Raw genomic sequence first — 12,463 nt, 5'->3', positions numbered from 1 at the left:
GATGGCTACCAAGTCCATACGTTTACCGGCACGGGCTCCAGCCAGTTTAAGCTCGATGCCGCCTCGGCTGAAATTTCGGGCACGATCACGCTCGATCCATCAGCGGCAGCCACCTTTAAAACATCGGGTGAGCTGGTGCTAAGGGGTGCGATCTCGGGCAACACCACCACCAGCCTTAACGTTCAAGCCAACACTGCGAATCAGTTCACGAGTGGGCTAACCACCACCGCCACGACCATTGCATCGAACAGCACGGTCGGCGAAACCCTGGCACGCATTGATGGTGCGGTGCTGCAGGGTGGGTGGATCGGTAATGGCGTGAAAAACTATGCCGCTACCTCGGTGGTGCGGCGGATGATCAATCCTGATGGTACGGCCACGGTGCAGATGCAGGTGCTTGATGGCAGCCTCACTAAAACCGCCGTAGTCGAGCTCAGTCAAAGTGGCAGCAATGTGCAAGCACGCATTATCCGATCGGCTTACGCCAATGGCGATATCCGCGGTGAGGATTTCCTCGAAGGCTTTACGGGCTCGTCGATTGCTAACTCAAGCACTGCCGGTGGTTATGGTGTGGCCGAACTGTCGTTCTCGGGCGCAGTAACCCTCTCAGCAGATAACAGCGGTTTTACAGGTGCAGTGACCGTGGATCGTGGCTTGCTGGTGGCAGATAACGCTGCCGCTTTGAGCGCAGCCAATGCAGTCACGGTTGATCCCGATGCTGGCCTCGAGGTGAAACACGACCTCACGATCGGCTCGCTGGCTAGTAGCAAAGATCGTGGCATGTGGGGTCATGCTTTATTAGCTGATACCACCACACTCACGGTGGGTAACACGACTAACACCGAATTCCATGGCACAGCATTTGGTGCCGGTGGTCTTAAGAAAGTTGGCTCTGGCGAGCTTGTGCTCACCGGGGTGAACAGCTTCACCGGTGGCACCGTGGTTGATGATGGCGTACTCGAACTATTTGACTCGAGCAGCAACGATTCTGGCAGAGGTGTGCTTACCGGCGAGTTAACGGTGAATGCCGGGGGCACGGTTAAGCTGTCTGGAAACAGCGATGCATCGCTCGGTTGGAACCCCAATCAGCGCGTCACCACCTTGAATATCAAAGGTGGTTTGGTTGATTCCCTGAACAAGCAGCATGTTTGGCGAATGACCGGCGGCGTGAATTTTGATGGGGGGGGTGAGTTCCGGGTTAATGGCGGCACCTCATCAGACACCACCGCTAACTGGCTCGAATGGGGCGGCAGCAGCATTAGTGTCATCAATTCCACGGCCGAGAACCAAGCCAAGATCACTGGGCGCATTCGCCTGCGGCCTGATGGTGTTGCATCTGGGCAACCGTCACTGACGATTAACGTGGCAGATAACGCCAATGTCGATAGCGAGTTGTTGATCAGTGCGGCCATCACTGAGAGCTCACAAGCCACAATCAGGAAAATAGGTGGTGGTGCTGTGACTTTCAGCGGTAACAACACCTACTCAGGGCGAACCGATATTGATGCGGGCCGAATCATCATCACCGGTGGTAGGGTCTCCACATCACAATTCGATATCGCTACTGGCGCAACGTTGGAGTACAACATCGCCAGTGGTGGTTTTGGGAGCTACGCCCGAAGAATTACCTACAGCGGCACTGGCACCATAGAAAAAACGGGTGCAGGTGAGCTCAGGCTATACGAAGGTAATGGCGGCACGCTCGAGATGAGCGCCGGAGCACTCATTGATGTCAAAGCCGGCAGTATTCGTTTAGGTTGGCCAACAGCATCGACTTGGACCAATAACCAGGCTGATTTGAATATCGCATCTGGCGCGCTTTTCAATATGAGCGATGAAGATGAAGTTCGAATCGGTAACTTGACGGGCTCGGGCAACTTTAGTTTTGGTCATCCGAGCATCAATGCCGATGGCAGACTCTATATCGGTGCTGGCAATCGCACTGGGGGTGTATTCGAAGGCGATATCTTGAATCCAAGACGCACCCTTAGCATCGAAAAAGTGGGCAGCGGCGAGCAAACCTTTAATGGATCGGTTCAGCACACGGGTGACACCTTTGTCTATGGTGGCAAGCTGATTATCGGTGCCGATGGTGACGTGACGCGTACGCGCAACGTGCGCATCACCAATGGCGCCACGCTAGAAATCGATGGCACCTTCACGCAGGCCGCAGGCAACCGGCATGTGTTCTCTGTGGGATCAAGCAGTAACTCGGTGGGCACTGTCGTCGTCAACGATGGCGGCGTACTGAACATCGGCAATGGCGGTGCGGCGGTTTACATCGGTGGTCGTTACAACAACTCAGGTGCGGCCGGCACCGGCATCATGACGATTAACACCGGCGGCCAGGTTAACGTGGGTGCGCCGGGCGATGTGGTGGCCAACTGGGATGCGTCGTCAATCTGGTTTAACCCCTGGGGTAGCAGAGACACCAATAGCGCCATCAATCTGTATGGCGGCACGCTTGAGACGGCTAGACGGATTCACTCGGGCGATCCGTCTAAAGCTTCGAATGTGAATTTCGATGGGGGTACGCTGAAAGCCGCTGCCAACAACATCACCCTAGTAGTCAATGGCCGCAACATTGGTTTTAACTTAGGCACAGGTGGTGGGTTTGTTGATACCAATGGTCACACCGCTTCGATTCCAGTGGTGGTATCTGGCAGTGGTGATTTCACCAAGCTGGGTGCCGGGCGTCTTAACCTGCAGAATCACAACACCTTCACGGGCACGATCACTGTTGAGCAAGGGCACTTGGCGGTATCTGGTACTGCATCGTTAAATAGCACCACAACGACGAGTCGCAATTACGACAAGAGCATCACCATCAACGGCACGTCGATATTTGAAATAGACAGCAACCAAAGCCAAACACTAAGCGGCGTCATCAGTGGTACGGGTGAGCTGCGCAAGTGGAATAGTGGCACCCTGACACTCACCAATGCGGATAATAGTTACTCCGGTAGAACCTATGTGGGTAGCGGTGTGCTGAGTGTTTCCGATCTGGCTGATGGTGGCGAAAACAGTCACATCGGCGCATCAGCCAATACCCCTGATAAGTTGGTTCTGCGTGGCGGTACGTTCCGTTATACCGGCACCTCCGTTGAGATTGATCGCTCGATTTTGCTGACCGATGGCGGCAACGCCACCATTGAAGTGACCAGTGGCAACACGCGACTGACATTCGGTGGCACCCTGGGTGCAGGTTCAAGCACCAGCATGGTGAGTTCGGCATTTAATAAAACAGGCGCAGGTTCACTCGAAATTCAAGGCAATGCCCGCTATAGCGGCAACACAACAGTTAACGCAGGTCGCTTGATTTATCAGGGCACGCTAACGGGTGGCAACACCAATGACTCATACGGTTCATCGATTTCGCTTGCTAACAATACCGGTATTGTCTTTAGTCCCTCGGCAGGTGTGGAGCAGACGATCACCGGTGTCATCGATGGTGCCGGTGCGCTGTTTAAAACAGACGCCGGCAAGCTCGAACTCACCCGTCAAAACACCTACACCGGTGGCACCACAGTGGGTGGTCTGGATAACTTAGGCACAACGTCTGGCACCAAGATCACCGGCGGCACGCTGTTCTTGAACGGTGGCACGCCAAGCTTGTCAGGCGTTGGCACGGTCCGCGGTGTGCTGACTGTTGATGCTGAGGGTGATTCGGTAGGTGACCCGCGCACCACAGTGCAGCTCGGCACCAGCTATACTGCCATTCTGGGTTGGCGTACTGGTGAAAACGTCACCACCCTGAATATTCGCAATGGTGCATTGGTTGAGAAACTTGTTCCCGCAAGTGGTACTTCGAATGAGCACCTCTGGAACATGTCGGGCGGCGTGAATTTCAGTGGTGGTGGTGAGCTCAGAATTAACGGCGGTGTGTCATCTGCCAGTACCGGCAATTGGTGGGAGTGGGGTGGCACGAGCGTTACGGTCACCAACCCCACCGCGCAAGCGGTGATCAGCGGGCGTATTCGCCTGCGGGTCGACAACACCCAGCCGAGCTTTAATATTCCTGCGAAAGCCGATGGCGTGACCGACTATGGTAGCGAGTTGCTCATCAGCGCGTCGCTCACGCAGAGCGGCAATGGTGGCGCTGTGACCAAGGGCGGTGCCGGCACGTTAGAGCTCTCGGGCGACAATCGCTACACCGGTAATACAACAGTCAATGCCGGGACTTTGCTTATCTCAGGCGGCGGGCGTCTAGCTGCCGCTGATGGCGGTAACTATCCCGGCAATATCGTCATCAATGGCACGCTGACCAATGCCACCACAGCCCTACAGCAATGGAACGGGGTGATCACGGGTTCGGGCACGTTTAATCAGCAGGGCACCGGTAAGCTCACCCTAGCTGGCAACAGTTCATTTACCGGTACCACCAACATCGCAGACGGCAAGACGTTGCAGGTGGGTGTCAGAACCAATGCCGGGGTGTTGGGTACGGGTACAGTCAATGTGGGCGATGGGTCTTTTCTGATTTTTGATCGCACGGGTGACAGCACCGTTGCCCACACCATTGTGAGTGCGGGCGCCAACGACACCAGCACCGTGATTGTGCGCAGCTCAGGCGCATCTGGTCAGGGTAGCTTCAATTTCAGCCAGACCAATGCGGATCTGGCCGGCGACATTATTGTCGACAAAGCCCGTCTGTTGGCCACCGGTGGCTTAGGCACCGCTGACATCGATGTCTTAGACAACAGCCAGCTGTCGGTTGCGATTGGTGGTAGCACGCTAAGCAACAACATTTCGATCACAGGCGACGGGTGGCTGGAATCCACAGCCCGATTGGGTGCAATCCGTCTGTCGAGTGGCACATTGAGCGGCAGCATCACGCTCAAAGGTAACTCGCGCATCACCGCTTGGGGCACCAGTGCGAGCGGCACGATCAGCGGCGTCATTAGTGAAACCGGCGGCAGTTTTGATCTAGAAAAAACTGGCACCGGTACGCTCAGACTCACCAATCAAAACACTTTCACCGGTGACCTTCTAATTGAAAACGGTATCGTTGAACTAGCTAGCGCCAGTGGGCCTGCCGTCGTTGGCGATGTGGTGCTGGGTACTGGCAGCAGCACCGAGCCGTATCTGCGCATGTATGAAGATAATCAGTTTGGTGCAGGCGTTGAACTGACATTTGGCAACACCGCTGGCAATTGGGGTCGGTTTGAGCTGCGCGGCACCAACCAGACACTGGCGGGTATGAATGCCGGCTCAACGGGCACGCAGGCAGGGGCAGTTGTTCAAAGTCGCAGCTGGACTAATCAAGACATCGATCATGCGACCGATGGCACGTTGACCTTAAACGGCACGGGTAGCTATGAATACAACGGCTTTTTGCGTGACACCCAGAATGGTGGCACAACAAAGCTGAATCTGGTGATGACCGGCACAGGTAACCAGACACTGGCTGGCACGCAGCTCACCTACACCGGTACTACCATGGTAGAAAACGGCACGCTGGTGATGGCCGGTCGGCGTGATGGCGCGAACGTCGCCGGTGCCGACTACACCATTAATGATGGCGGCACGTTGTCGTTCACTGTCGGTGACATGTGGGGCAACCACAGCGTGGTGGTCAATCCTGAGATCAATATTAACGCTGGCGGCACACTCACCGGCAGCAGCTTTAACCGCATCGGCACCTTGAACATGGATGGCGGCACGCTGACTTCCAACGGCAGTGGCTGGCAGGGCTTTGCCTGGGGATTGGCGGGTGATGTCACGGTAACCGATGATGCTATCATTTCTGGTGTGGGTTCAGCCGCGCTGGGTATGGCGCAAGCCACCGGAACGACATTTGACATTGCTGACAACAAGACGCTGACCATTTCAGCTAATTTGGTCAATAGCGCCGCGACCGGCACGGCCACCCGTCAGGCCAGTTTCCTGACCAAAACCGGTGATGGTGTGCTGCTCCTCTCTGGCAACAATGTCTACAGCGGCACCACCACCATCAATGCCGGTGAAATCAAGGCCGGCTCGACCACGGGCTTAAGCAGCAATTCGGCGTTTGAGTTGACCAATACCGCCGACGTCTTGCTCAACCTGAATGACTTTAGCAACACCATTGGCTCTTTGGACGGTGGTGGTACCACCGGTGGTGATGTCACATTAGGCTCTGGCACCTTGACTGCTGGTGTCAACAACAGCACAACGACCTATGCAGGTGTCATTAGTGGCAGCGGCGGCATCACCAAAGCGGGTAGTGGGTTTATGGCGCTGACCGGCACCAACACCTACACGGGTGTCACGCGTATTGCCGGTGGGTTAATTGATGCCTTAACACTGGCCGATGGCGGCGTCGCCAGCAGCATTGGTGCCGCCTCAGCTGATGTCGGCAACATCGTGCTCGATGGTGGCATTCTGCGTTACAACGGTGGCACGATTGAAATCGATCGCGGCTTTACCATTGCCGCCAACAGCTGGGGTCGTATTGCTGTTGATCAGAGCAGCAGTGTTGTGCTCACCCTGTCTGGCGGCACGGCAGCTACCAATGGCCGGTTTGAAAAAGGCAACGTCGGCAAGCTGATCCTCTCAGGTGACAGCCTCTACACGGGTGACACCACGGTGCGAGGCGGTGTGCTCGAGTTCCAGGGTGGCTTGGGCACTGCCAACAGTCCCTTTAGCTATAGCGGCAATATTTTAAATAACGGCACGCTGATCTTTAATTACAGCGGGCAGCAAACCATTGCGGGCGTGATCTCAGGCACCGGTGAGATCGAGCAGGCCGGTAGCGGCACCTTGATTCTGTCGGCACGCAACACCTTCCGCGGCGATACTACGGTCAGCAATGGCGTGCTGCAGATTGCCCCGACTGGGCGTCTTTATACCGGCTTTAACAATGGCGCGACCTTAACGATTACCGGTGATTCTAGCTTGCAGGTGAACACCTGGCGTTGGGGTCAGGACGGCGGCATTGGCGAATTGGCCGACGCATCTAGCCGCACGCAAGTAGCGAACGGTACGATTGAATACATTGGCAATGCCAACGATTTAAACAATGGCCATGGCTTTACCATCGGCACTGGTGGCGCCACGCTGTTAAACAATACAGCGTATGACTGGAACGCGGGCAGCGGCACCAGCATTACCAATAACACTTCACTGACCTTTGCCGGTGACGGTGCGGGCACCATTCGCTTGAATGCGCCGATTACTGGGTCAGGCACGGTCACGAAAGAGGGCACACATCGCACCATCATCGTGGCCAATAATACCTACACCGGTGCCACCACGGTTAAGGCCGGCACCCTGCAAATTGGTGACGGTGGTTTTGTGGGTGCGCTCAGCAATGCCACCACCGTAACGATTGAGAGCGATGGCACGCTGGAGTATTTCCGCGGCGATCGAACGCTCGCAGAGGGCCAGATTTTTGTTGGCCACGACATCACTGGTGATGGCACGCTGCGATTCAAGAGTAATAACAGCACGGTTAATGGTGCCGGTGACTATCGTTACACGGGCGCGAATACATTGTCGTCTTCCGGCACCTTCGAGATCGATAGTGCTCGCTTGGTGGTCTTTAACCAAGCAAACCTCGGTGCGGTGGATGATAATGGGTTTGGTGAAACCACGGTCAAGATCAAAGACGGCGGTCAGCTTTATCTGGGATCAGGCGGCACCTTCTCTAGCCCTCTGGAAATTGAAGGCATGGGCTGGAAGCAGCCCGATGGCACGCAGTGGGGTGCGTTATTTGGCTATAGCTACACCGGTCCAACAGGATCAGGTGCAGGTGGTGGTGCGATTACCTACAGTGGTGATATCACACTGACCGGTGACACCCGCATGAGCGTGTTGAACTTCGGAAACATGGACATCACCGGCACCATTAGCTCCCCAGACGGTGACTATGGCATCGAGCTGACGGGTAACAAGACGCTCAAGTTAAGTGCCGCGAACACCTACACCGGCGCCACGCGCTTGGTCAGTGGTGTGCTCGAAGCCACGACCATTAAAGATGGTGGTGAGAACAGCAGTATCGGCGCATCGAACAGCGGTGTGGGTAATCTGCGCTTTGCCGGCGGCACGCTGCGCTATGTGGGCACAGCAGATGCCGACACCGACCGTGGCGCCGTATTAGAAAACAACATCACCGCCACCATTGACGTGGCTGACGCGGGTGCCACGTTGACCATCAATGGTGCGCTGGATTCGTTGTTTGGTAACCCCAGCACAGCGCGCTTTAACAAAGAGGGCTCGGGCGCTTTGGTGCTCAAGGGTGATAACCGCTTTAGCGGCCCGACCAATATTGAGGCCGGTGTGCTCGAGATTGGCGGTGCGGGTACGATGACCAGTGGCAATGCGGCCAATATCTACACCAGCACCATTAGCATCGCCAATGGCGCGACCTTTAAGTTTGCCAATACCGATGGCGACAGCCAGTCATTCACCGGTGTGATCAGCGGTGCCGGCGCGCTGATTAAAGATGGCAATAGCGAGATGACGCTCAATGCCAACAACACCTTCACCGGTGGCACCACTGTGGACGGCGGCACGCTGTGGTTGGGTCGTGGTGGTAGCGTGGGTACGATACGAGGTGTGTTGACGGTGAATGCGGGTGGCATGGTGGACTACGCCGCTGACCATACCTTTGGTTGGGCAGCCGGCCAGTCGATTCACACGCTGAACATCGTCGGCGGCACCGTGGGTGGGGCCGAGCATGCCCAGCATTTCTTCGGTGGTGGCACCTTTAACCTGAATATGACCGGCGGTGAGTTAATTCTGGGCCGGCCTGCCAATTACGGTTTTAACCCGGCCGGCACATTGAATGTGACCTCCAACACGGTGGCCAATGGCGATCCGATTGCCACCATATCTGCAACGGCGGCTGGTGGCAGCCTGACGCTGGATCAGACCACCACGTTTAACACCATCGGTGATTTGGAAATCAGTGCCACCATCGACCGTCGTGGTACCAATGCACCGACATTGATTAAGACGGGCGGTGCTGAGCTGATTCTCAGCGGCGCCAATATCTACCCCGGGGCTACGCAGGTGCGCAACGGCACGCTGCGCATTGCTGAAACCGGCAGCTTGGCAAGCGCCGGTAGCAGCAGCTACGGTGGCACGATTCGCATTGATAACGGCGCCACGCTGCTCAACGAAAGCACCACTGCACAGCTGTGGACGGGAGTGGTCAGTGGCACGGGTAACCTCACGCACACGGGCAGTGGCCAGCTGACCTTGCAGGCCAATAGCAGCTTTACCGGTAATACCACCATTGGTGCGGCGGGTGCGAGCGCGCCTGCCAGCGTGATGCAGATTGGTAATAGCGGCACCACCGGTTACATAGCCGGCGATGTGTTCATTCATGAAACCAGCACGCTGCAGTATTTCCGCACGAACACCTCGGCGATCAGCGTGGGTCATTCGCTTTCAGGACCGGGCACGCTTCGCCTGAAATCAACCAACGTAAACAACACCGGTTCGTATCAGTTCCGGGTAGCAAGCCCCGACTTCACGGGTGACACCATTATTGAGGCGGGTGCGCGCATGCATTTGATGCACGCCAGCGGCTTGGGTCAAACGACTACTGATGGCGTTAAACCCGGCACAATCAAGGTGCTCGATGATGGTCAGCTCATGATTGATGTGGCCACGGGTACTGTCACCAACGATCTTGAGCTTGAGGGTATAGGCTGGAGAGAGGGTGTCGGCCAGCTTGGTGCGTTGCGGATGATTAAGGGTGACTTCACCGGTGACATTCTGTTAACTGGTGATGCTCGAATTGGCGCATGGCGCGGCCAAGACGGCACGATTGGTGGTGTGATCAGCGATGGGATTGTCATCGCCGCTAATGGCGATGTCTCTGGCACAAGCGCAGGCTACGGCATTGAAAAGTGGGGTAATGGCCGCATTATTCTCACAGGTTTCAGCACCTTCACCGGCGACACGGTGGTGGGCGATGGCCAGCTCAAGCTGGCTAACCTAAATGGCCCAGCACTCTATGTTGATCCCAACGATCCAACTAATCACAACTCGGTGAATCGCCCGCGCGGCACCATCATCATTGATCACCGAGTGAATAACGGCTGGGTGTATCCCGACACGGCTTCGATGCTGGAGTTTGGGGTTGGCGCTGCCAACAGTGGCGCAAACAACCGAACCCCTGATCCTCGGCTCAATTACCAGCTCGGCTCGAAGGTGGATATCGTGTTTGATACCACCTTTAACTACAACTACATGACCTTGGGTGATACCACCCAGGAAGTGGGCAATATCTCTACGGGTCGCAATCCGGCGGCAGCCCACATCCAGAACTACGAAGACGACACCCGAACTGCAGCGCAGTATGGCAATGCCAAGGGTGTGTTGATCATCAATCAGGATGTTGACCTCGTTTACAACGGCCGGCTGCGTAACTCCTGGACAGGTGGCACCAACCGTGGTGCGCCGCTGCAGCTAATCAAAAAAGGGGAAGGCACGCTGACGCTGACCAACGGCAGCTTGAACACGGGCGGCATTGATGTGCAGGCGGGCACGCTGCAAATCGGCGCGGGCGGGTATGTCGGCTCGATATCAAACAGCAACCCAGTCCATGTTGCTGCGGGCGCAACCTTAGAGTACTTCCGCGGCGATCGTCAAAACGTGGAAGGCGTGATCCGCATCGGTCACGATATCAGCGGTGACGGTTCGTTGATCTTCCGCAGTAACAATCAAAACGCCGCTGGCGTTGGTGTGCGCGGTGCGGGTGACTATCGCTACACCGGCACCAACACCATGAGTGAAGATGCGAACTTTGTGATCGACAATGCGCGTTTGGTGGTGTTTAGCCAGGCTGATCTTGGGGTAAACCGGCCAACAGTCAAAGTCATCAACGATGGCCAACTCTACATGGGTGCCGGTGGCACCTATGACAGCCCCTTGGAAATCGAGGGCACGGGCTGGTCACAGCCAGGCGGCGAGCGCTGGGGTGCCTTGTTTGCGTATACCTACACCGGCTCAACAGGTAGCGGGCCTGGTGGTGGTCTGGCCACCTATAACGGCAAAATAACCCTGACTGACAATGCGCGAATTAGTGTGCTTGGCCATGGTAATTTGACCATCGCCAGCGAAATCACCTCGGGTGCCAATGCTTACGGCATTGAGGTCACGGGTAATCGCACTTTGACGCTCACTGGTGCCAACACCTATTTGGGCAACACGCAGATCTCCGAAGCCAATCTCGTGCTTAACCGTGCCGATGGCCCGTCGCTTTACACTAATACGGCAGCTTGGGATAACTTGGATGCCGCTGACCGCGGCCGCGTGATTATCGGTAACGCTGATGGCAGCGTGCAGGTGCGTAATGCGCGCTTGCAGTTTGGAGCGGATAATCAGCTCGGCGTATTAGCCGATGTAGAGTTTGTGAACAGCGGCAGAAGCTACTCTTACCTAGAAACCTATGGGACCACGCAGACCATCGGCAACATTCTGGCCGGTACTCGCTCAGAACGCGGTGTGATCCAAGTCTGGCAAGACGGTAACACGGCAACGCCGACCCAAGGCACACTGAATATCACTCAAACAGTGAACCAAAACTTCAATGGCTATGTGCGAAACGTCTCCAGTGGTAATGCGATTCTGAATATCACCAAGGCCGGTAGCGCTGAGCTTGAGCTCTCCAGTGGCAATCAGTTCTACACGGGTGTCACCACGATTAACGACGGCACCCTTAAGATTTCGAATCTGAATCGCTCCTCGCGCTGGGTGATTAATAGCGATGGCGTGCTTGATTTCCATGTGGCTTCGGGCACGCGTGACATGCCGACTAACACAGTCTTTGAAGGAACCGGCACATGGCGCAAGAGCGGCAATGGTTTGCTAGTCTGGGGCCCACGTGCGGCGCGTTTTGAGCTCGCTGCTGGGTCGTGGATTGACATCGCAGGCGGCACCTTTGTGGCAGGGTCGTTCGGCAACGAGAACTGGGATAACAACCTCTCGAGCCTGAACATCGAAGCCGGTGCCACTTTCCGTAGTGTTGAGGCTGAAGTTCGCGTCGATGCCTTGACCGGTGCGGGCACCTGGGCGGGTGGCTGGCGCAGTAATGCCTTCCGCAGCACACCGGTGATTGGTGTGGCTGGCGGTGTGGGTATGGCGCTTGATACCAATGGACAACGTGAGGCCGCGGTGTTCTCGGGCTCGATTGTCGACTTTAATCCGGGTGCGGGTGACCGTGTGCGCAACCTGATCAAGGTGGGTGAGGGTACACAGGTCTTTACTGGTAATAACACCTACAGCGGCACCACTCAGGTTCAAGGTGGCGTGCTGCAGATTGGTGATGGTGGCACCACCGGTAACCTGCCGGGTGGCCGTATCGTTATCACCAATGGTTCCTTGGTGATGAACCGTAGCGACAACGTGGTGATGACGCAAATGATCACCAGCACCGGTGCCGTTGATCCGTTCACCGCTCAGCCAGTGGCAGATACGGACCAACTCACGGGTAGTTTTGTCCAGCGTGGCACGGGCATGACCACACTGA

General features: G+C 56.2%; 1 protein-coding gene (cut by both window edges). It reads left to right on the top strand.

Every position in this 12,463-nt window falls within one protein-coding gene, locus tag CKX93_RS01015, for a YDG domain-containing protein, read on the top strand. The gene is 54,300 nt long; 16,500 of those nucleotides lie to the left of the window and 25,337 to its right, leaving coding positions 16,501–28,963 in view, spanning codon 5,501 (complete) through codon 9,655 (partial); the first codon wholly inside the window starts at position 1. Both the start codon and the stop codon lie outside the window.

This window comes from Ectothiorhodosinus mongolicus, assembly GCF_022406875.1.
Lineage (GTDB): Bacteria > Pseudomonadota > Gammaproteobacteria > Ectothiorhodospirales > Ectothiorhodospiraceae > Ectothiorhodospira > Ectothiorhodospira mongolica.
Note: the sequence above shows the minus strand (reverse complement) of the source record. Positions and strands in the feature narration are given on the sequence as shown.